This window comes from Vibrio rubrogenes, from assembly GCF_059641415.1.
The window spans coordinates 98,338-120,190 of the sequence record NZ_JCARSY010000009.1; the positions used below are offsets into that span (position 1 = coordinate 98,338).

18 protein-coding genes are annotated in these 21,853 nt (G+C 44.9%); 12 read left to right on the forward strand and 6 right to left on the reverse strand.

Going from position 1 to position 21,853, the window contains the following annotated elements:
* Positions 1–27: 27 nt before the first annotated feature.
* Together lrp and AC55NX_RS08930 are read left to right on the forward strand one after the other, a co-directional pair.
* Positions 28–522: a leucine-responsive transcriptional regulator Lrp gene (gene lrp / locus AC55NX_RS08925; protein ID WP_021020090.1), complete on the forward strand. Its 495-nt coding sequence runs from the start codon at positions 28–30 to the stop codon at positions 520–522.
* 175 nt (positions 523–697) lie between these two features.
* Entirely contained in the window at positions 698–3,448 is a 2,751-nt protein-coding gene (locus tag AC55NX_RS08930; protein WP_496995400.1) for a DNA translocase FtsK, read from the forward strand.
* Between the two features lie 53 nt (positions 3,449–3,501).
* Here the strand turns inward: AC55NX_RS08930 and dsbB are convergent, their stop codons facing one another.
* On the reverse strand, positions 3,502–4,038 hold the full coding sequence (gene dsbB, locus AC55NX_RS08935) for a disulfide bond formation protein DsbB (RefSeq protein WP_496995458.1): 537 nt from the start codon (positions 4,036–4,038) through the stop codon (positions 3,502–3,504).
* Between the two features lie 75 nt (positions 4,039–4,113).
* Positions 4,114–5,694 (reverse strand): Na(+)/H(+) antiporter NhaB, encoded by a 1,581-nt coding sequence (nhaB, locus tag AC55NX_RS08940; protein ID WP_496995401.1) that lies wholly within the window; start codon positions 5,692–5,694, stop codon positions 4,114–4,116.
* Positions 5,695–6,321: 627 nt separating this feature from the next.
* Here nhaB and fadR point away from each other — a divergent pair.
* Complete coding sequence (fadR, locus tag AC55NX_RS08945) at positions 6,322–7,167, forward strand: fatty acid metabolism transcriptional regulator FadR (RefSeq protein ID WP_496995402.1); 846 nt, start codon at positions 6,322–6,324, stop codon at positions 7,165–7,167.
* A gap of 92 nt (positions 7,168–7,259) precedes the next feature.
* Here fadR and AC55NX_RS08950 read toward each other — a convergent pair whose 3' ends face one another.
* Positions 7,260–8,423, reverse strand: a complete 1,164-nt coding sequence (locus AC55NX_RS08950; protein WP_496995403.1) for a Card1-like endonuclease domain-containing protein — start codon at positions 8,421–8,423, stop codon at positions 7,260–7,262.
* Positions 8,424–8,818: 395 nt separating this feature from the next.
* Here AC55NX_RS08950 and hinT point away from each other — a divergent pair, with 395 nt between their 5' ends.
* The 7 genes from hinT (at position 8,819) to AC55NX_RS08985 (ending at position 14,825) form a co-directional block, all read left to right on the forward strand.
* Positions 8,819–9,169 (forward strand): purine nucleoside phosphoramidase, encoded by a 351-nt coding sequence (gene hinT, locus AC55NX_RS08955; protein ID WP_496995404.1) that lies wholly within the window; start codon positions 8,819–8,821, stop codon positions 9,167–9,169.
* 63 nt (positions 9,170–9,232) lie between these two features.
* Positions 9,233–10,636 carry a COG3014 family protein gene (locus AC55NX_RS08960; RefSeq protein WP_496995405.1) on the forward strand — a complete coding sequence of 468 codons (1,404 nt, stop codon included), beginning with the start codon at positions 9,233–9,235 and terminating at the stop codon, positions 10,634–10,636.
* Complete coding sequence (locus AC55NX_RS08965; RefSeq protein ID WP_496995459.1) at positions 10,636–11,025, forward strand: YcfL family putative periplasmic lipoprotein; 390 nt, start codon at positions 10,636–10,638, stop codon at positions 11,023–11,025. The genes AC55NX_RS08960 and AC55NX_RS08965 overlap by 1 nt, the downstream gene beginning before the upstream one ends.
* Before the next feature lie 18 nt (positions 11,026–11,043).
* Positions 11,044–11,634 carry a penicillin-binding protein activator LpoB gene (gene lpoB, locus AC55NX_RS08970; protein ID WP_496995406.1) on the forward strand — a complete coding sequence of 197 codons (591 nt, stop codon included), beginning with the start codon at positions 11,044–11,046 and terminating at the stop codon, positions 11,632–11,634.
* 23 nt (positions 11,635–11,657) lie between these two features.
* Positions 11,658–12,527, forward strand: a complete 870-nt coding sequence (locus tag AC55NX_RS08975; RefSeq protein ID WP_496995407.1) for a phosphotransferase — start codon at positions 11,658–11,660, stop codon at positions 12,525–12,527.
* Positions 12,528–12,662: 135 nt separating this feature from the next.
* On the forward strand, positions 12,663–13,202 hold the full coding sequence (gene ycfP, locus AC55NX_RS08980) for an alpha/beta hydrolase YcfP (RefSeq protein ID WP_496995408.1): 540 nt from the start codon (positions 12,663–12,665) through the stop codon (positions 13,200–13,202).
* Positions 13,203–13,535: 333 nt separating this feature from the next.
* Positions 13,536–14,825, forward strand: a complete 1,290-nt coding sequence (locus AC55NX_RS08985) for an NAD(P)/FAD-dependent oxidoreductase (protein WP_496995409.1) — start codon at positions 13,536–13,538, stop codon at positions 14,823–14,825.
* 99 nt (positions 14,826–14,924) lie between these two features.
* Here AC55NX_RS08985 and AC55NX_RS08990 read toward each other — a convergent pair whose 3' ends face one another.
* From AC55NX_RS08990 to AC55NX_RS09000, 3 genes are read right to left on the reverse strand one after another with little or no spacing between them, the layout of a single operon-like run.
* Entirely contained in the window at positions 14,925–15,707 is a 783-nt protein-coding gene (locus AC55NX_RS08990; RefSeq protein ID WP_496995410.1) for a peptidoglycan binding protein CsiV, read from the reverse strand.
* A gap of 56 nt (positions 15,708–15,763) precedes the next feature.
* The gene (gene mfd, locus AC55NX_RS08995; protein WP_496995411.1) at positions 15,764–19,228 is read right to left on the reverse strand and encodes a transcription-repair coupling factor; all 3,465 of its coding nucleotides are present in this window, start codon (positions 19,226–19,228) and stop codon (positions 15,764–15,766) included.
* Positions 19,229–19,235: 7 nt separating this feature from the next.
* Positions 19,236–19,802 carry a PilZ domain-containing protein gene (locus AC55NX_RS09000; protein ID WP_496995412.1) on the reverse strand — a complete coding sequence of 189 codons (567 nt, stop codon included), beginning with the start codon at positions 19,800–19,802 and terminating at the stop codon, positions 19,236–19,238.
* A 164-nt stretch (positions 19,803–19,966) separates the two neighbouring features.
* Here AC55NX_RS09000 and lolC point away from each other — a divergent pair, with 164 nt between their 5' ends.
* Positions 19,967–21,175: a lipoprotein-releasing ABC transporter permease subunit LolC gene (lolC, locus tag AC55NX_RS09005; RefSeq protein WP_496995413.1), complete on the forward strand. Its 1,209-nt coding sequence runs from the start codon at positions 19,967–19,969 to the stop codon at positions 21,173–21,175.
* The gene (lolD, locus tag AC55NX_RS09010) at positions 21,168–21,842 is read left to right on the forward strand and encodes a lipoprotein-releasing ABC transporter ATP-binding protein LolD (protein WP_496995414.1); all 675 of its coding nucleotides are present in this window, start codon (positions 21,168–21,170) and stop codon (positions 21,840–21,842) included. Before lolC ends, lolD begins: the two co-directional genes overlap by 8 nt.
* Positions 21,843–21,853 lie beyond the last annotated feature (11 nt).

The window sequence follows — 21,853 nt, forward strand, 5'->3', positions numbered from 1 at the left end:
CAAGGAAGTAAATAAGGTGGAATAAACATGGCAGACAACTATAAAAAGCCGTCCAAGGATTTAGACCGGATTGATCGCAACATTTTGAATGAATTGCAGAAAGATGGCCGGATTTCAAATGTAGAGTTATCCAAACGTGTTGGATTGTCTCCAACACCCTGTTTGGAGCGTGTGAGACGACTTGAGCGTCAGAACTATATTACCGGATACACAGCACTCCTGAATCCGCAGTATCTTGATGCATCATTACTTGTTTTTGTTGAAATTACATTGAATCGTGGGGCTCCGGATGTATTTGAACAATTCAATACAGCGGTACAAAAACTAGACGACATTCAGGAATGTCATCTGGTTTCAGGGGATTTTGACTATCTGTTGAAAACCAGGGTATCGGATATGGGAGCCTATCGGAAGCTTTTGGGCGATACGTTGCTACGACTGCCAGGTGTAAACGATACTCGAACCTATGTGGTGATGGAAGAAGTGAAACAGACAAATCAGTTAGTCATTAAAGTCCGTTAGTCGGAAAGCATGTTTCGAATATCTTTCTGTATTCTGACTTAACGACATTGGGTTTTGACTGATGTTATGGTTAAATCACAACATAAACCGAGCGGCTTGGGCCGCTCGGACTGTTTTTATTTCAATTCATGTCACGCATAATGCTTTGACATGAGGTTTAGGCAAAAAGTTGGTTATGTTCAAAGAGAACAAAAGTAAAGTCGAAACCATTATCAAAACCAGAGCCGAGGTCACGACTTCAGCTCGCTTAAATGGCGTTCAGCGGCTAAAAGAAAGTGTTTTGATTTTGGCTGTCCTCCTCTCCGTTTTCTTCTCCGTGGCTTTATTGACATTTAGCCCTGCTGATCCGTCTTGGTCTCAGACCGCTTGGGGAGGGGAACTGCATAATGCCGGTGGATATATCGGTGCTTGGATCGCTGATACACTCTTCTTTATTTTTGGTTCACTGGCATACCCGCTCCCTTTGGTGATTACGCTGATTGCATGGGGAGGGCTTCGCGCCCGTGATGAGGATGAACCCTTCGATTTTATGCTTTGGGGAACTCGTTTACTCGGTTTCGTAGTCGTTCTGCTGACAAGTTGTGGCCTGGCCGACATCAATTTTGATGATTTGTGGTATTTCTCTTCCGGCGGTGTCGTCGGTGATGTTTTGAGCAGTCTGGCACTACCCACATTTAATGTCTTGGGCAGTACGTTGATTTTTCTGTTTCTCTGGGGCGCAGGTTTTACATTACTCACCGGTATTTCATTGTTAACGATCGTTGAATGGCTCGGGGAGCAAGCCATTGCATTCGCGCAAAAAGGTGTCGCACTGTTTCGGAAGGGGGAGAGTGAGACAATTCTGTCCCCGGGAATTGAATCATCGGCTGCTTTGCTTGAACGAGACATTCAAAATCGTCTGTCACCGACAGAATCTGTTGTTGAATCGGATAACACGGATACAGCATCAGCACCTACTAGCGATGCTCCTCGCGATAACGCTCCTGCTGATGTGCGTCGCTTTAATATCCACATACCTCAGAGTGAACAAGATGTTGAGGAGGTATCTCAACAGCAACAGCTTACATCGGATATCAATGATGAGTGGCTTGAGCGGAATAAACAATTTTCTGCAACGATAGAAGAACTGGATAAAGCCGCGCAGCAACATGATGATTTTGCTGAAGGCGATTGGAACGATGACTCAATCGAGGATGAGGCGGCTGCTACCGAGTCGATCAGTCATTCATTGGGAGCGTTTGATATTGATGTTAGTGACCACGGACCAACAATCTCTGATTTAGACGCATTAGATGATAAGCCTGACATCTCCGAGGAGACAGAGGATGAAGATGTTGTTGCTTTCCAAAACTTAGTGTCTGAAGCCAAGAAAACCGAATTGGCGAAGCAAAATCCATTTCTGGTACAGCCGACTATTGATCTACCAACACCGACAGAGCCATTACCGACGTTAGAGTTGTTGTATCATCCAGAGAAAAGAGAAAACTTTATTGATCAGGATATGCTAACGGAAGTGGCAAGACTGGTTGAGTCTAAACTATTGGATTATAAGATTCAGGCAAGTGTTGTGGGAATTTATCCCGGTCCGGTCATTACCCGGTTTGAACTCGATTTAGCCCCAGGCGTCAAAGTGAGCCGAATTTCCGGGTTATCGACAGACTTGGCTCGCTCTCTGTCAACTCCTGCGGTTCGGGTTGTCGAAGTGATTCCGGGAAAACCTTATGTTGGTTTGGAGTTGCCAAACTTAAGCCGTCAGACGGTCTACCTTTCTGATGTCGTGAGCAGTGATAAATTTAAGCGTTCAAAATCCCCGACGACGATTGTACTCGGTCAAGATATTGCCGGCGATGCGGTGATTGCCGATTTAGCAAAAATGCCTCATGTCTTAGTTGCGGGAACGACAGGTTCGGGTAAATCCGTCGGTGTGAATGTGATGATCCTCAGTATGCTGTATAAGGCGACTCCGGAAGAAGTCAGATTTATCATGATTGATCCGAAAATGTTGGAGCTTTCAATCTATGAAGGGATTCCTCATCTTTTGTCAGAGGTTGTGACGGACATGAAGGATGCCGCCAATGCATTACGCTGGTGTGTGGCAGAAATGGAACGTCGCTACAAGCTGATGTCGGTTGTGGGTGTGCGAAATATTAAAGGCTTCAATGAAAAGCTGGATATGGCTGCCAAGGCAGGGCATCCGATTCATGATCCCCTCTGGAAGGACGGTGATAGCATGGATGCAGAACCACCACTGCTGGAAAAATTACCTTTTATTGTGGTCGTAGTCGATGAATTTGCCGATTTGATGATGGTGGTTGGCAAGAAGGTTGAAGAACTGATCGCCCGTTTGGCACAAAAAGCAAGGGCTGCAGGGATTCATTTGATTTTGGCAACCCAACGCCCTTCAGTTGATGTGATTACAGGGTTGATTAAGGCGAACATCCCGACTCGGGTTGCATTTACCGTTTCAACGAAAACGGATTCTCGTACCATTCTCGATCAGGGTGGCGCTGAATCTCTGTTGGGAATGGGGGATATGCTGTATTTACCGCCGGGATCCAGTCATACCACACGTGTTCATGGGGCATTTGCTTCTGATGATGATGTTCATGCTGTCGTCAACAACTGGAAGGCCAGAGGTCAACCCAACTACATCTCAGAAATCGTCAGTGGGGATCAGGGGCCTGAAGCACTGTTACCGGGAGAACAACTCGAAGGTGACGAAGATATCGATCCATTATTTGATCAGGTTGCTGAGCACGTTGTTGAAACGCGCAGAGGGTCGGTTTCCGGTGTGCAGCGACGGTTTAAGATTGGATATAATCGCGCGGCTAGAATTGTCGAGCAATTAGAGGCTCAGGGTATCGTGAGTGCTCCCGGCCATAACGGTAATCGAGAAGTGTTAGCGCCACCGCCGATCAGAGATTAAATTTGACGTTGATTGACAAGTACAAAGGGAGACCAGATGGTCTCCCTTTGTCGTTATTCAAATAAGCCGCGTCTTTTAGGTTTGAAAAATTGAGCAATTAAGAAAATAAAGGCAACAAAAAGATTGATGGCAAAGATGATTTCCAACCATTGTGGCATCGATAAAGTTAAAAACTGCCACACGATTTTGCTACAGTCGCCATATGCTTCAAACATCCACTGCATCCATTGATTGAGTGGTGCCCACTGCGGGAACTGAACAAAAGCATCACAAGTTGCAAATGGTGAAGGATGAAACTGATACTCTACATGCTGGTGCGCCAATAACAGCCCTGAATAGGATGTATATCCCCACGAGAGAAGACCTAACCAACGGAAGATTGCCAGCCGGGGGGCAATGAGTCCCAAGATTGCCGAACCGCCTATTCCCAGCATCGCTACCCTTTCATAAATACACATGACGCAGGGAGCGAGCATCAAAATATGTTGGAAAAAGAGCGCACACATTTCAAAAAAGAGGATAGATAGCAGCAACAAGACCCAGGATGTTCTGGTCTGAGAAAACTGGTTGAGTTTGGCAAAGATCACTATGGGATATCCTTATAAAGTAAAAGCTCTGTTCTACAGAGCTTTTTAACGCGAAACTGTTTTAGACTCAATCTATTATTAATGACCCAGTGATGCTGATGCATGTTTTAATGCATTTGGGATATGGTGTGTTAACCATCCCAGATCATAATAGTGTGCAGTTGCAGGTTCAAGGAAAAAGATGATACCGATCAAGCCAACAAGTGTTAAAACAATGGTATATGGTAGAGCCATTATCACCATCCGTCCGTAAGATAGTCGGATGAGCGGTGCCAGTGCCGAGGTCAGCAGGAATAAAAACGCAGCTTGTCCATTGGGGGTTGCAACAGAAGGTAAATTCGTACCGGTATTGATAGCAACCGCTAGCAGATCAAATTGATCACGTGAGATTATACCTTCCGCGAGTGCGGTTTTAACCTCGTTGATATAAACCGTGCCCACGAACACATTGTCCGAAACCATTGAAAGCAATCCGTTAGCCACGTAGAACATCGCGAGTTGAAGATCTGCATTCTTCAGGTGTAATACCGCATCAATCACCGGTTTAAACAGATGTTGATCAACAATCACCGCAACAATCGAGAAGAAGACCGCGAGTAAAGCTGTAAAGGGCAATGCTTCTTCAAATGCTTTTCCAAGTGCGTGCTCTTCAGTAATACCACTGAACGTGGTTGCCAGAATAATCACAGAAAGCCCGATCAATCCAACTGATGCAAGGTGAAGCGCTAGCCCGACAATCAACCAAATCGCAATTAATCCCTGAATCCATAGTTTTGCAACGTCGAGATTGGTACGGCTTTGTGTTTGTGTCCGATCATAATCACGTAGAATTTGCCGAACCGGGTCTGGTAGCTTGGCACCATAGCCAAAAATTTTCATCTTCTCGACAACAATACAGGTGAGCATTCCACTAATAAAAACAGGCACAGTGATTGGTGACATACGAATTAAAAATTCACCGAAATGCCATCCTGCCTGATCAGCAATAATCAGGTTTTGTGGCTCACCAACCATTGTCATGACACCGCCAAGTGCAGTTCCGATACCAGCGTGGAGGAGGAGTGAACGCAGAAAAGCCCGGTAGTTTTCCAGATCTTCTCTGGTTAGGTCCGATAAATGCTCATCTTGTGTGTGGTCACCTTGTCCAGAGGCGACTTTGTGGTAGATAGCATAAAATCCAACGGCCACACTGATAATGACGGCGATAACCGTGAGGGCATCGAGAAATGCAGAAAGAAACGCAGCAGCGACACAAAATGCTAAAGATAAGATTACTTTAGAGCGTATTTCTAAAAGAATTTTGGTGAAGATGAAAAGAAGCAGTTGCTTCATGAAGTAGATACCCGCCACCATAAACATCAGCAGTAGGAGTACTTCAATATTCGCCACTAACTCATGTTTTACTTGCTCTGGGCTTGTCATTCCGATGACTATCGCTTCTATTGCAAGCAATCCCCCGGGTTGAAGCGGATAGCATTTCAAGGCCATTGCTAGTGTAAATATAAATTCAACAACCAGTAACCAACCTGCGGCAAAGGGGCTTATCGTGAAAAAGACAATTGGATTCACAATGAGAAAAGCAATAATCGCCACTTTGTACCAATCTGGTGACTTACCCAGAAAATTTTTAATGAACGCGTTTCCTAACGAAATCGGCATGATGATGACTCTTATAGTTGTTATGAACAGACACTGATATCCATCACTTCTTTTTCGTAACAATTTACGAAAGATATCCATTCAAAGTTACATACATCCCAGCAAATATTCATGAGTGATGCCTGATGAACATTGCTCCCTGATTAATGTATCGACATGGGTGTTTTGCCGGAAACTCTACAGTAGGTTAATTATTTCATGAAATACAATAAGTTCTTAGTGAGAGTTCCCTTGAAGTTTTTACATAAAAGTAGTCCATATTATGAACATAATGCATACAAAATCATTGTGACGTCACAACTTTGGAAATAATGTCGAAGATAATATTCTTATCCATAACTATATCAACAGTGGTGATGTGAAATAATATGACATATTTGTAAGTTTACTATGGAAAATTTTATGCTTTTCACCTGTCCATCGTACTAAATTTCCTTTATATTTTATTCAAGTTTCAGAATGGTAATCTTAAGCTAAATCAAAAAGCGCATAAGATACTTGTTGTGCAGTGAGTAATAATTTGGCTTGTGTGGCAAGTTGAATATTGAACGTTTTCGCAGTGTACAAACTGGTGATATGATGGATGCCACCTGACTTTGTAAATAAACAAAACTGGAAAAGTATTGAATGGTCATTAAGGCGAAAAGCCCAGCAGGCTTTGCAGAAAAGTATATTATTGAAAGTATCTGGAATGGGCGGTTTGCGCCGGGATCAATTCTTCCGGCAGAAAGAGAATTGTCCGAACTGATTGGTGTTACCAGAACGACATTAAGGGAAGTGCTGCAACGGTTAGCTCGTGATGGCTGGTTGACAATACAGCACGGTAAGCCGACAAAAGTGAATCAGTTTATGGAAACCTCTGGGTTGCATATCCTTGATACTTTAATGACGCTGGATGCTGAAAATGCAACCAGTATTGTTGAAGACTTGCTGGCGGCAAGAACCAATATCAGTCCGATTTTCATGCGTTACGCATTTCGGTTGAATCAGGCTCAGTCTGAAAAAACTATCAAACGAGTGATTGGATCATGTGAAGCGCTACTGGATGCAGATTCATGGGAGCAATTCATGGCTGATTCACCATACTCAGAAAAGATTTCACAGCATGTGAAAGATGATGGAGATGGGGATAAGGAAGCTCGTGAACAGAAACTATTGGCGAAAACGTTCAATTTTTATGATTACATGTTGTTCCAGCGTTTGGCTTTCCATTCTGGCAATCAAATCTACGGCCTGATCTTTAACGGTCTGAAAAAACTGTATGATCGTGTCGGTAGTTACTATTTTTCGAATCCCAAAGCACGTGTACTCGCGTTGGAATTTTATAAAGATTTATTATCGATCTGCTCGAACGGGACCGATAAGTTAGAGCATCTTTCCGCTTGTATTCGCCAGTACGGGATTGAAAGTCGACAAATTTGGAATGAAATGAAACGTTCATTGCCGACAAGTTTTACTGAAGATGACGGCTAATCAAGTTTGTTTGTCATGAGTGATGAACACTGGTTTAGAGATTTAAAAAGGGCTGATGAGCCCTTTTTGTTGTTTCTGACCCTTATTCAGGTTCAGGAGAGTTTCTCGCGGCCTCCGGCTTGAGTGAACCAGTGCGATAGATGTGTTTCTAGCGCTTTTAACTCTTCGGGACCAATTAAGGCCAATCCCAGATCCTGTGCCCGGGTAATGTCGTTTTGCCGGAGAGGACGGAAGCTGACGAGCATTGCTCTTGCCTGAAGGCCGCCCAGTAAGTCTCTCAGTGATTCAAGCTTATACAAGGTATCATCACCGTCATCTCTCATTCCCTTGGTTTTACATTCGATGATATGTAGCTTGTTATTCACCACCGTAGCAACATCCAGCTCATTTCGTACTTCACGCTCACCTAACTGACGATAGACTTGCACATTTAAAGAACGATCCTGAATTGTCGGCATGTTGCACTGAATTTTTCTGACGATACTGTGTACCAGTGTTTCTAACCATTCTCCGTTAGCAAATCTTCTGGCATCTTCGTTTGCAAATGTTAGTATACCGTGTGCATAAGTCGCAATGTTTGCATCGACGAGGTCTTGGATCAAAAGACTGAGTTCTTTGTAGCCTTGTTGTTTTTCTGATAAAGCGACATCAAGGCATTGTTCTTTTCTGCATGTTGTTGCCAGATAATTCAGTGTTGCCAGTCCCGGGCCGAGTTCGAGTGCACGGCCTGCCCATGATGCGCCGATGTTGCAGAGTTTTGTATCCAGCTCTGGTGGTGTGTCCCGCTCAACAAATTCACCCCGGGCACCAAAGATGGTTAAATAATCGGAAATGGTAATCCGATCCTGAACTTGGGTATCTTGACAGTCATCCGGATATAGCCAGCACAGACAGTCAGAATTAGGCTCAACTACAAAAATGGGCCATTGGAACGTTCTGAAAACTTCATAAACGGAAAGGAGCCGGTGGCGAAGACCACAGCTTGCATTGAGCTGAATATCCTGATTTCTGTTTTTCAGGTCGTGGGCCAATTGATAGATAGAGTGTTTAATTAATGCCACGCTTGAACCTGAAGGGATCTCGTAAAACTCGCTACTAATACCATGTTGTTCTAAAACATTATGCAACCGGAAATAGATGGTTTTTTGTGACGCGTCACCGATAAGTACGGTATGCGAACCGATGATGCGGTGATCAAGCAACGGAGTTATCAGACGAACTGGATCGTCGTCAAGGATGCCAACATGAATGGTCATAAATTATCCTCGTGCTTTCGCTTGTAGGAGTCGGAAGGAAAAAGACAAGCGATATAGGTTAGGATATAAAGGTCTCCAGAGTAAAAAACAAGGTCAGTTGGTGATAAATATCTATTTCAGCGTGAAATATGACGGTATCTTTACCTATCACCCACTTAAAATTCAAATTCGGATCGGATTCGATCAGCTGTTGACGGAAAAGAGCGATGTTATCATGGAGTCAAACATCCGTGACATTCTGCTGTATTTAACATGAGAAAAGTGCTTAAAATACATTGGGTACGAAAACACGACGAAACTTAACGGGTTGTGATGAATCCAAATCATAGTTACTTTTTCATTGTCACTGGCTTTATGAGTCTGGGTTTATAAACAAACAGATAGAGAGGCGTTATATGGCCGAAGAAACAATTTTTAGTAAGATTATTCGCAAAGAGATCCCGGCAGAAATTCTTTATCAGGATGAATTGGTTACTGCATTCCGAGATATTAATCCACGAGCGCCAAGTCATATCCTGATTGTGCCAAATCAACTGATTCCGACTGTGAATGATGTTGAAGATGCGGATGAAGCGGCTTTAGGTCGTCTTTTTACCGTGGCGAAAAAATTGGCTGAGCAAGAAGGAATTGCTCAAGATGGCTATCGTCTCATTATAAACTGTAATGCGCATGGCGGGCAGGAGGTTTATCATATTCATATGCATCTTCTGGGAGGAAAACCGCTGGGGCCGCTCTTAATGAACTAATGGGTGTCTGATGAGTTAATCTCGATGATATGAATAATAGATACAGGCGGACACAGAAACGTTGTGAGAATACGGATACGACATATTGCAGTGATATGTATGGCGCTAGGGAGCAGTGCTTGCGCCAATTTTTCGGCTGGCAACCTATTCAGTCACTACTCCGAACAAAATCAGGATATGTATCGGGCTGTTAAGCAAGGTGACTATCAGAAGGCGAGTCAGGAACTTCCTGAGCATCTCGGGGGACAAATTTTAGATAATCTGGAAAAAGGCAGGATCTATTTTCTGAATAAAGATGTGCCCAAAAGCCAGTCATTTTTGAATCTGAGTGATCAGGCAGCCAGACGACAGCAGGATGAAGCCATTATTTCTATCAGTCGCGAGGCAGCCAATGCGGGTAGTCTGTTTGCGAATGATAGTTTGACGACATACATCCCGGCAGACTATGAACTCGGTTTTTTACATTTGTATCTCGCACTCTCGTATGTTTATGAGAATCAGCTCGAAGATGCGTTAGTCGAACTGAGACGGGCGAATCAGGTTCAGGAAAAAGCGAGAAACCAGAGGCAGGATGAATTAATAAAAGAGCGGGATCGTCTCAAACAAGAGGGGGTTCAGCCGAACCTTGGTGGGTTGATGGCTCGTTATCCCAGCACGGGAAGCACTCTTCAGTCGATTCAGAATGGTTATCTGTTTTATCTGTCCGGGTTGTTATATGAAGCCAGTGGTAACTTGAATGATGCCTACGTCGATTATCGACGAGCGCTCGCGGTCGCGCCTGATAATACCAGTGTGGCGCAGAGTACCCTCCGATGTGCACAAAAGCTGGGTATGAATCAGGATGTGGTTTCACTGCGAAAAAAATATGGTCATTTGCCGCAGCTGAGTCAAAATCAGGGACGGGTGATTGTCATTCAGGAGCAAGGGGTTGTTGATCAACTGAAAGGTTGGCAGCTGTCTTTGCCGATCTATGATAGCCTTGGCAGAATGAATCTGTATTCTTTGGCGTTGCCCTATTATTCAGGTTATCAGCCATCAGATGCTCTCCCGGTGACGCTTGATGGTGTTATGGTTGAAGGCCAACGGTTAGTTGATACCAATCTGATGGCAAGAAAACAGCTGAATGAAAGGATTACATCGATTGTTTTTCGACAAATATTACGCTTAATGTTAAAGAATACGCTGCGCAAAGAAGCCACAAAAGATGATAATAACGGTGCTGAAGTCGCAAATCTGGTGCTTAATGTATGGAACACTTTGACAGAGCAGCCGGATACCAGAAGCTGGATTACGTTACCCGGTGCAGTCTTCAGTGCGACAAAAGTTGTATCAGCCGGTGAACAAACACTCTCCGTAGGACAGCAGTCGTATACATTCAATGTTCCTGCACAAGGAACAACATTTGTCTGGCTTTCACGTCAGGGAGAAAACGCCGTTATTTGGCACAAACAGTTGGGAAGGTTATGATGAATAAATGGCTCTTCAGTTTTGTTATGCTCGCCTTGGTCGGGTGTTCCAATACACATACTGCCGGCTTGACCGTTGAGAGTGAATACCAACGGATCTTGTATGGTGACAAAGTATTAGCTTCTGAAGTTGAAGTGAAAGATATTTCGACGGCTGAAGTGAACGATCATACACGAGGTGTGGTCAGAATAAAAAATAAGACCGCCTCAGATCAGCATATTCAATACCGCTTTTATTGGTATGATCAACAGGGACTGGAAGTGAATAGTCAGCCGGGCCCATGGCGACAAGCCATTATTAGAGGGATGGATGAAGTTTCGTTATCTGAAGTGGCTGTTGCTCCGAAAGCTGTGAATTTCAGAGTACAGATTAGAGAATTGAATCAGTAAGTGACAAGGTGAGTCTTTATGAAAAAAAGTATAATCCTCGTGTTGGGATTGGCTGCTCTCATGAGTGGTTGTGCAAATAAAGTTTCCTATGGCGATGCTCAAGCCGTAGAAACGAAAACAGTGGATTTTGGTTCGACAGATTTACAAAAGATTGCAGCGGATATGGTCGATAGTATGATGATGTCTGGTTCTGTGGCAGCCATCACCCGTAATTCACGTCCAATTGTGTTTGTCGATAGTATTAAAAACAAAACCAGTGAACATATCGATACCGAGTCGATTACGGACACAATTAGTACCAAGATGCTGAATTCAGGGAAGTTTCGTTTTGTTGATATGACACGGATCGAAGCGGTTAAAAAGCAGTTAGATTTCCAGAATAATGATGCGTTAGTCGATAAGAGCAGCTCGATTCAGTTTGGTAAAATGGTTGGTGCACAATATATGCTGTACGGGAATTTATCGAGTATCGTGAAAGATACGGGCAGCGATAAAGATGTGTACTATAAAATGACCATGCGTCTGATGGATTTACGTTCGGGGCTCATTGAATGGGCTGATGAAACTGAAATTCGGAAAGAGCAGGAAAAGAGCTTTTTGGGATTTTAATCCACTGAGTTGAGGCGTCAGCGATGGCACGTATGTCATGGTCCGAAGCATGTCAATTAGATCCGTCTCTGGCGTCGCTGACTCATTTTTTCCGAGAAACACCGACGGTTGCACAAACACTCGCAGGGGGTTTGACAAACCGTTGTTGGAAGATTGACATGCCAGGGTCTCCTTCCACTGTGTGGCGTCCTTCGACGGATGTCACTCAAGCATTTTCAATCTCCCGTCATCAGGAATTCCACATCCTGTCAGCGTTGAAAGAGCAAGCCGCGCAAATTTCGCCTGAACCGCTTTATATCAATGAACAAGGGTTACTGGTTCAGTGGATTGAAGGGGATAGAATTGTTGTCAATGACATTGAAGTCATGACCCGTCTGCTGAGCCAGATTCATCAATTTCCGATTACCAAGCTGCCTATCGTTCCTTTTGTTTATACGGCACGCATTGACCATTACTGGTTTCAATTACAGTCGATGTCTGCTGAGCTGAGTGCGATTGAGCCACTTTATAAAACTTGGCGAACACTCCCCAATATTTCTGAAGTCCCACACTCTCTTTGCCACTTCGATCTGGGCTGCCACAATCTGATCAAAACGGCCCAAGGGATCAAAGTGATTGATTGGGAGTACGCGTCTCTGGCCGATCCAAGAATGGATTTAGCGATGACGATTGATATGTCCGATGCCAATTTACTCACGGCTGTCGGGCAATATTGTCAACATCGGAATATTACCGAGCTTGATTTCTGGATCGAGGGAGTGAAAGCCTGGCTGCCCAGAGTTCGAATGCTTGCTATGTTATGGTATCTGATTGCTTTTCAGATGTGGGAAAACAAAGAGATGCAAATTGCGGCCGAACGGATAAAAGCACAGTTCGAAGACGGATTTTCGTGACGACGGAGAGTCATCGAATACACGGAGAGCCTCGAAGAGAGCAAGGAGGTTGATTGACAATTTTCATGTCGCACTCACTGTATCACCGGTGTATTTCATGCTAGGTTCAGTCTGTATGTTGGAAAGGATATTGTTATGATTATTTATCTACATGGGTTTGATTCAACCAGTCCGGGGAATCATGAAAAGGTACTGCAATTACAATTTATTGATGATGATGTGCGTTTTATCAGCTATAGCACGCTTCATCCCAGACACGATATGCAGCATCTCCTGAAAGAAGTACACAAAGCGATTGAATTGACGGATGACCCACACCCGATGATTTGTGGGGTCGGACTGGGAGGCTACTGGTCTGAACGAATTGGTTTTTTATGCAGCATGAAACAGGTGTTATTCAATCCGAATCTACACCCTGAAAACAATATGCAAGGGAAGATTGACCGCCCGGAAGAATATGAAGATATTGCAACAAAGTGTGTCTCTCAATTTAGATTGAAAAATAAAGAGCATTGCTTGGTTGTGCTGTCAAAACATGATGAAGCGTTAGATAGCGGGAAAACGGCTGAAGAGCTGGGCAATTACTACGATATTGTTTGGGACGAGACACAAAGTCATAAATTCAAGAAGATATCTCAACATCTTCAGACGATTCGTCAGTTTAAAAACAAATAATATTATATTTTTCATAAAGTTAAGTGATTGATTGTAATTTTGGGAAAGGCCACCGAAAAGGGCTGGTTTTTCTTACAATCTTGGCTTGCATGACTTGATTTGCTCCTTATAATGTTTCTTATTAAATTAAAATTTGATAAAAATCAAAATAAAATGAGAGCAGGTATCAACCTGACGACAGTTTATGTGAAGTAGAAGTAAAGTGATGCTTTATCGATATCAGCGTGTCTCGCAGAAAAGTGACTTTCAACTTTCTTTACTCGTCCTATTTTTCTAGTTCGGAGTGGTTATTCCGGGCTATACCATGTTTATTCATTTTGAGGATAATTTGTTGTGACTCGTATTGTTGTTGTTGGTGGTGGTGCAGGCGGTTTAGAGCTTGTCACTAAGTTAGGCCACACATTAGGAAGAAAAGGGCGAGCCCAGATCACATTAGTGGACAGAAATGCCAGTCATTTATGGAAGCCGTTATTGCATGAAGTCGCAACGGGTTCTATGGATGAAGGCGTTGACGCATTGAGTTATCGGGCTCATGCGAGAAACCATAGCTTTGATTTCCAGATGGGAAATCTCGAAGAGATTGATCGGGATAAGAAAGTCATTACTTTAGCCGAGTTGAAAGATGAGCATGGTGAACTGCTGATCCCTCGCCGTGAAGTAAAATACGATATTCTGGTATTGGCGATTGGCTCAACATCGAATGACTTTAATACTGCGGGCGTTAAAGATCACTGTATCTTTTTGGATAGCCCGGAGCAGGCCAATTTATTCCGGACCGAGATGAATAATGAGTTCCTGAAACTTCACGCAAAAAATGGTCACGGTACTGTTGATATTGCGATTGTTGGTGCCGGTGCGACGGGTGTTGAGCTCTCTGCGGAACTACACAATGCGGTAAAAGAGCTGCGCAATTATGGTTTTGGTGATTTGGATTCAAGTAAGTTGAATGTCCACTTGATTGAAGCCGGTGAGCGGATTCTTCCTGCCTTACCTCCGCGAATTTCTTCTGCTGCCCATCATGAACTCACCAAGCTGGGCGTGAATGTCCGTACCTCAACAATGGTTACGAAAGTTGAAGAAGATGGCCTGACGACCAAAGACGGTGAAAAGATTCCAGCGAAAATCATGGTATGGGCCGCAGGTATTAAAGCGCCTGATTTTATGAAAGATATCGCGGGCCTGGAGACCAACCGGATTAATCAGCTGGTGGTGACGAATACCTTACAGGCCACCCGAGATGAAGATATTTTCGTGATCGGAGATTTGGCCCAGTGCACACAACCGGATGGATCATTTGTTCCACCACGTGCTCAGGCTGCCCATCAAATGGCAAGTCGGACATTTAAAAATATTGTTGCTAAATTAAATGACCGCGACATGAAGCCTTATATCTATAAAGATCATGGCTCTCTCGTGTCTCTGAGCCGTTTTTCTACTGTGGGGAGTCTGATGGGGAACTTGACGAAAGGCTCGATGATGGTTGAAGGGAAAATTGCCCGAGTGGTTTATATTTCTCTTTATCGAATGCATCAGATGGCGCTACACGGGATGTTTAAGACTGCGTTGATGTTGTTGGTTGGGCGGATCAACCGCGTGCTCCGGCCAAACTTGAAACTTCATTAAACCAGATGATGAATTTGTCATAAAAATGCCCGCTTAGTAAGCGGGCATTCTTTTTATGGTTGTGACGACATCAAACCGCTGTATGCTCTGATCGTCTTGTTATGATGCATCCTGAACTTTTCTGACCTGTAAGATAATGCCCATCAGGGGATGATCAAAATAGAGAGTTTCACCACTACGCATTCTGCGTTTTTGATCCAGTCGATATGACTTCAGAAAACGTTCTTCTGTGACCGTCGGAGAGATCGATTGAAGATGACCAAACTGGACATTCTCATCTCCGTCCGTCGTATTTTTTGAAAAATCAATCGGTGTCTCTTCAACAGCAATATCTCGAACACTCGGTTCCTTCAGATCCAAGAGGGCGTCCACGTAGAGATAATGTTGTACATAAACCTGTAACTTGCCATCTAGCTCATAAAGGGGTTTCGGGACGGTTTTTTCAATCGTATCTTCAATTGGAGATTGTTGAGTGGTTGTTGAAGGTGTAATTTCACGACCGTCCGGGTGAAACTGAGATGAATAATCTTTGCCGGCCAAGATATGAAAAGCCGGGGCATTTGACTTGCCTTCATCATTCTGACGCCAGGCAGTATGCAACAATACTTGAAAGCCTGCATGACTTCTCAGATTCTCTTCCTGTTTGTTCAACTGATATTCTGAGGCTGGTAACCGTGTAACCCTTTTTTGATTTAAATAGGCCTGAGAACTCAGACTACCTGTATCTTGGTAATCTATCGGTGGGAGTACATTGGGCCATGTCTCATTGGTTTGTTCAGCATTCACGACGCGCTTAAAAATGATCACTTCAATGTCAAATTGACGTTGTGCCCAAGAAGGCATGGCAATTAATAACATTAGCAGTGGGATCAGCTTATTCATTATGACTCCATTATGACCTAGAAGGCGATTCTTCATCATGATTACTCCCTGACATCTCAGGAAGCCAGTAGTATATTTTGCTGAAATTCATTCAGCATATCTCGGATAAAACCAAGTCGCTGGTTTCGTTCTTCCAGCGGCAGGGTAAACTTAAACTTCGTTGGGCCATCCATGCCGTATTGTTTCGGCTGAGATTGCAAGAGCCGCACTAAATATGCCGGATTAATACTAGCATTAAGATCAAATTCAATGTAACCGCCTTTACTGTGCGCTTCAATTTTCTTAATCTTCAGTGCTGCAGCTTCCAATTTCAGCTTACTGATTTCTAACAGGTTGAGGGCGGCATCCGGCAGTTTGCCAAAGCGGTCAATCAATTCTACTCTCAATTCATTCAGTTCATCAGGATTCGAAACACTAGCGATCTGTTTATACATCGACAGGCGGGTATTGATATCCGGAATGTAATCATCGGGCAGCAGGGCCGGTAACCGGAGTTCCACTTCTGTTTGCGTCTTGAGTAAGTCGTCTAAAGATGGCTCTTTGCCGGATTTCAGCGCGTCGACAGCCTGCTCAAGCATTTCCATATACAAGGTGAAACCGACGGATTGGATTTGTCCGCTCTGTTCTTCGCCCAGTAGCTCACCTGCGCCCCGGATTTCAAGGTCGTGTGTTGCGAGCGTAAATCCGGCACCGAGATCTTCCAGCGAAGCCAATGCTTCTAAACGTTTGACGGCGTCTTTGGTCATGGCTTTCGGATGCGGTGTCAGTAAGTAAGCGTAAGCTTGGTGGTGTGAGCGCCCGACACGCCCCCGTAACTGATGCAGCTGCGCGAGACCCAAAGTATCAGCGCGGTGAATGATGATCGTATTGGCGGTCGGGATATCGATACCCGTTTCAATAATCGTGGTACAAACCAGTAGATTATAACGCTGATGATAAAAATCGTTCATGATACGTTCCAGTTCACGTTCACGCATCTGACCGTGTGCCACTGTAATCCGTGCTTCGGGAATCAGCTTCTCAAGATCGGCCGCAACTTTATCAATCGTTTCAACCTGATTATGCAGATAGTAAACTTGTCCGCCGCGCATGACTTCCCGTAACACGGCTTCCCGGATAATCGTCTGATCACTTTGCCGGACAAATGTTTTCACGGCTAACCGTCGTGCGGGTGGGGTGGCAATGATGGATAAATCCCGCATGCCGCTCATCGCCATATTCAGCGTTCTGGGAATTGGAGTTGCCGTGAGCGTGAGGATATCCACGTCTGCCCGCATCGCCTTGACTTTCTCTTTCTGACGCACCCCGAAGCGGTGCTCTTCATCGACAATCAACAACCCGAGATCTTTAAATTTCAACTCACTGGAGAGTAGCTTATGAGTACCGACCAGAATATCAATTTTACCATCCGCGACGTCCTGAAGAATCTGTTTTTGTTCTTTGGCGGTTTTAAAGCGGGATAAAACTTCAACCCGAATCGGATGATTGGCAAAGCGGTCTCTGAAGTTTTCAAAATGTTGCTGCGCCAGCAAAGTTGTCGGTACCAAAACTGCGACCTGTTTGCTGTTATCGGTACAGACAAAAGCGGCACGCATGGCAACTTCAGTCTTACCGAAACCGACATCACCACAGACTAAGCGATCCATGGCCTTATTTTGGCACATATCCGAGAGAACAGCGTTGATTGCCATCGACTGATCATCTGTTTCTTCAAACGGGAAGCTGGCCTTGAACGTTGCGTACTGCTCGCGGTCCAGAGCGAAGACATGACCCGGTTTGAGTTCTCGTTTGGCGTAGACATCCAGCAATTCGGCTGCGACATCCCGGGCTTTCTCTGCAGCTTTGCGTCGAGCTTTGGTCCAACTTTCCCCACCCAGTTTATGGATCGGGGCGTTTTCATCGGCACCACCGGAATAGCGGCTAATCAAATTCAGGGCTGAAACCGGGACATACAATTTGGCTTCTCCCTGATATTCCAGTGTGACATATTCTGTGGTAATACCACCCACTTCGAGTGTTTGCAGCCCGATATAGCGCCCGATACCATGATCAATATGCACCACGGGCTGACCGGGTTTGAGTTCAGCAAGATTGCGGATCACCGCATCACTATTGGTGACTCGTTTGTCTTTTTTACGACGTTGAACAACCCGATCACCAAGCAGATCGCTTTCGCAAATCAAGGCAATCTGCTGTTCATGCAGGATAAACCCATGCTCAGCAGTTCCGATAATCAGCCCATATTTTTCGTCGCTCAGGCAAGCATCCTGAAAAGATGGCAGTGTCGTGGGACGTAATTTGATCCGTTGGAGTAGTTCGAGCAGGGCCTCCCGACGACCTTCCGATTCGACGGAGAATACAATTTGTCCCGTATGGGATTCAACAAACTGACGCAATGCCGCCAGTGGCTCTTTATGCTGATGCTGAACTTTGATTTCCGGTAGGGGCGAAACCTGAAGATTGAATCGGCCAGCTTTTTCAGTGATCGGTTCACTCCGAAGCTGAAATTGCGCGAAAGGCTTGAGCATGGCAAAAAGTTCATCTTTTTGCAGCCACAGTTCGGCAGGCTCAAGCAATGGCCGTAATGGGTCGACTCGCCTCTGTTCGTAACGCTCTGCGACATCATTCAGAAAACGATCAATCGATGGTTCAATGTTACCGACGACAATGAGCTGAGTATCTGCTGGTAAATAGTCGAAGAGGGTTTCGGTGTGATCGAAAAACAGGGGTTGCCAGTATTCAATCCCTGCCGGCCATATTCCTTTTGAGACCTGCATGTAGACAGATTCAGGTTCTCTTGAGGCTTCAAAACGCTGACGCCATCGGCTCCGAAACGCTTCGATCGCAGTCGCCGTCGTTGGAAATTCGTGCGCCGGTAGGAGCCGAACTTCTTGAATTTCTTCTATTGAGCGTTGATTTTCTGGGTCAAAGGTGCGAATGGTATCGATTTCATCATCAAAAAAGTCGAAACGATAGGGGAGGTCACTGCCCATTGGGAACAAATCGAGAATCGCGCCCCGGCTCGCATATTCACCAGGGCCAAATACCTGATCAACATGACGATAGCCGGCATTTTCAAGCTGTTCTCTGAGCTTCACTAAAGAAAAGCGATCTCTTTGTTTGACGATCAGTGTATGTTGCAGCAAAAAATCTCGGGGTGACTGTTTTTGCAGTAATGTAGTCACCGGGATAATTGTAATCCCACCCGTTTGTTTGGGCAGGTGATAGAGCCGCGAGATCCGATCGGAGATAATATCCTGATGCGGAGAAAAACTGTCATAAGGCAGCGTTTCCCAGTCGGGAAATAACATGATGTCTGCTGAGAAAAACTGTTCGATTTCCTGCTGTAATTTCAACGCCATCTGCGGGTCAGCAGTGACGAGCAGCGTATGGCGTTGATGTCGATGGGACAGCTCCGCTGCCACAAATGCGAGACTGGCACCGGTCAGGCTGCCGATCTGTTTTTTATCTCCCGGACCTTGAGATGCCGGAAGCGATAGAATGGGATTCAAGCTGGTCATGAGTTTGCTATTTATTTCTTTCAAGAGAGCGACGACGTAATAGTTTTTGCTGTTGATATAGTGCGGCTTTAATGAGTAAATCCTGATCGGATTCTCTCAGAAGATCGTATTTTACGGTCATGAGATAGTGTTCATCTTCAGCCTGACAGCTTCCAACATGTGCATAGCAGTATATTGCAGCCGGTGGATGGTCCAGAAACAATTTGACGCGTAGTAACGTACCGACCTCGATCGGATCATGACTGACGTAAGTAAACTGACTGGCGCCAAATGATTCGGTCCGATGACGTTGATGAGGGTCATCTTGCTGAGACAACATAAAATTCAACAGCAGGTTTAATTTGGCATTTTGACTATCCAGTAACTGGATGAGATTTTTAAAATCATTGTTTTTCAGTTCCTGCCGGGCGATGTCCCCGAGCTGGTCAAGATGACTGAATTCACATGCAACAATAAATGGTACAGGGATTTCACTTTCAAATACCTCTTCAGAAGGGAATGATGCCCCCGTCTCCAAAGGCTCAATATTGATTGTGAGTGCATGTTGCACTGTAAAAAACTCTTGTTCGACCATGGTTCATTCCTCATCTTTGCATCTTGATTATCGCTATACGAATGAACTAATCAAGGTATAGAGCTGTCATTTGTATGAATTAACAATGAATTGGCAAATTAATACTACAACCTGAGCCAGTTTATCGTTAAAGTACCGTGCAATAGTCTTTATTGGTTTATAGTATGTTTCGTCCTGTTTCGGTATTTATAGGGTTCAGATATTTACGAGGACAGTCAGGTGATCGGTTCAGCCGTTTTGTTTCGCGCATTTCAACCGTCGGTATCACTATCGGAGTGTTAGCGCTGGTCACGGTTTTATCGGTCATGAATGGCTTTGAGTCTCAACTGAAGAACCGGATTTTAGGGGTTTTACCTCATGCAGTGGTTTATCAGGGACATGAACGAACTCAGTGGCAGGCAGTCCCCCCGTCTTTTCTTAAACAGTTTCCCACGCAGGCTTCCCCCGAACCGATTGTTCGTAGTGAAGCGGTCGTGCAAAGTGCGAGCGAACTATCGGCAGGCATTATGTTAGGGATTGAGCCTCAGGACAACGATCCACTTGCTCAATACCTGATCATCGGAACCATGCAAGATTTACATGCCGGAGATTATACACTTTTCCTCGGTCATCAGTTAGCAAGACAACTCAATGTTTCTCAAGGTGATAAAGTTCGTCTGATGGTAACCCAAGCCAGTCAGTTTACGCCACTGGGGCGAATTCCCAGCCAGCGCAACTTTACGGTCGCCGGTATCTTTAATACTGGTTCTGATATTGACGCTCAACTGATGATTACCCATATCCATGATGCACAACGGCTATTGCGTCTCCCGGAGGAAACGATTTCCGGTTGGCGACTGTCATTTGCCGATCCTTTTGTGGTGTCTGAACTGGCGAAGAAACCATTACCCCAAGGGTGGCACTGGAGTGACTGGCGGGATCAGCGTGGTGAATTATTTCAGGCCGTGCAGATGGAAAAAAATATGATGGGGCTGATGTTGGGACTGATTGTTGCCATTGCCGCCTTTAATATTATTTCTGCATTGATCATGGTTGTGATGGAAAAGCAGTCAGAAGTGGCGATTTTGAAAACGCAGGGCATGACGAATTTGCAGGTTCTATTTGTCTTTATCGTACAAGGTGCGAGCAGTGGTATTGCCGGCGCATTGAGTGGTGGCATTCTCGGTATCCTGATTGCAAGTCACCTGAATTCGATTCTACAGATACTGGGGGTTGATTTGATGGCAATAGGTGGTTCGCTGCCAGTCATGATTCGACCCGGCCAGATTATCGTAGTGGAGCTGCTCACTATTGCCTTGAGTCTTTTGGCAACTTTGTATCCGTCATTCCGTGCATCGTCCGTTCATCCAGCAGAGGCTTTACGCTATGAATAATCTCCTTGAATGTCGTCAGCTCACAAAAACTTATCGAGAAGGCGAGCTTGCGACACATGTCTTACGAGGTGTCAGCTTTTCGATGCAGTCTGGAGAGTTTGCCTCGATTGTTGGGTCATCCGGATCGGGCAAAAGCACCCTGCTACACATCTTAGGCGCACTTGATCAACCCACCAGTGGTGATGTGACGTTTTTAGGGCATGACATGTTGCAGCTCCGATCTGCGCAGCAGGCTAAAATCCGTAATCAACACATTGGTTTTGTGTATCAGTTTCATCACTTACTGACGGATTTTACGGCCTTAGAAAATGTGGCGATGCCTTTGTTGATTGGCGGTGAGTCAGTCGCGAATGCGACCCACAGTGCGAAACAATGGCTTACTCGCGTCGGGCTTGACCATCGGCTCTCCCATCGCCCGAGCGAACTTTCGGGGGGAGAGCGGCAACGGGTTGCGATTGCTCGGGCGTTGGTCAACAAACCGTCTTTGGTATTAGCCGATGAACCGACCGGTAATCTGGATCATCAGACGGCTCTGGCTGTTTATGAGCTGATGAGAGAGTTGAATGAGGATTCCCAAACTGCATTTTTAGTGGTCACGCATGATCAGCAACTTGCGGGAAAAATGAATCGTATTCTGACGATGCAAGACGGCTTATTGACGTCGTAAGGAGAGCACAA

What these genes read in the sequence shown, in the direction of transcription:
- hinT (WP_496995404.1), top strand. Translation starts at nt 8,819, where the DNA reads ATGGCCGAAGAAACAATTTTTAGTAAGATTATTCGCAAAGAGATCCCG.
- AC55NX_RS08975 (WP_496995407.1), top strand. Translation starts at nt 11,658, where the DNA reads ATGGCACGTATGTCATGGTCCGAAGCATGTCAATTAGATCCGTCTCTG.
- ycfP (WP_496995408.1), top strand. Translation starts at nt 12,663, where the DNA reads ATGATTATTTATCTACATGGGTTTGATTCAACCAGTCCGGGGAATCAT.
- AC55NX_RS08990 (WP_496995410.1), bottom strand. Translation starts at nt 15,707, where the DNA reads ATGAATAAGCTGATCCCACTGCTAATGTTATTAATTGCCATGCCTTCT.
- lolD (WP_496995414.1), top strand. Translation starts at nt 21,168, where the DNA reads ATGAATAATCTCCTTGAATGTCGTCAGCTCACAAAAACTTATCGAGAA.
- AC55NX_RS09000 (WP_496995412.1), bottom strand. Translation starts at nt 19,802, where the DNA reads ATGGTCGAACAAGAGTTTTTTACAGTGCAACATGCACTCACAATCAAT.
- AC55NX_RS08950 (WP_496995403.1), bottom strand. Translation starts at nt 8,423, where the DNA reads ATGACCATTCATGTTGGCATCCTTGACGACGATCCAGTTCGTCTGATA.
- lolC (WP_496995413.1), top strand. Translation starts at nt 19,967, where the DNA reads ATGTTTCGTCCTGTTTCGGTATTTATAGGGTTCAGATATTTACGAGGA.
- lpoB (WP_496995406.1), top strand. Translation starts at nt 11,044, where the DNA reads ATGAAAAAAAGTATAATCCTCGTGTTGGGATTGGCTGCTCTCATGAGT.
- fadR (WP_496995402.1), top strand. Translation starts at nt 6,322, where the DNA reads ATGGTCATTAAGGCGAAAAGCCCAGCAGGCTTTGCAGAAAAGTATATT.
- AC55NX_RS08965 (WP_496995459.1), top strand. Translation starts at nt 10,636, where the DNA reads ATGAATAAATGGCTCTTCAGTTTTGTTATGCTCGCCTTGGTCGGGTGT.
- mfd (WP_496995411.1), bottom strand. Translation starts at nt 19,228, where the DNA reads ATGACCAGCTTGAATCCCATTCTATCGCTTCCGGCATCTCAAGGTCCG.
- lrp (WP_021020090.1), top strand. Translation starts at nt 28, where the DNA reads ATGGCAGACAACTATAAAAAGCCGTCCAAGGATTTAGACCGGATTGAT.
- AC55NX_RS08930 (WP_496995400.1), top strand. Translation starts at nt 698, where the DNA reads ATGTTCAAAGAGAACAAAAGTAAAGTCGAAACCATTATCAAAACCAGA.
- nhaB (WP_496995401.1), bottom strand. Translation starts at nt 5,694, where the DNA reads ATGCCGATTTCGTTAGGAAACGCGTTCATTAAAAATTTTCTGGGTAAG.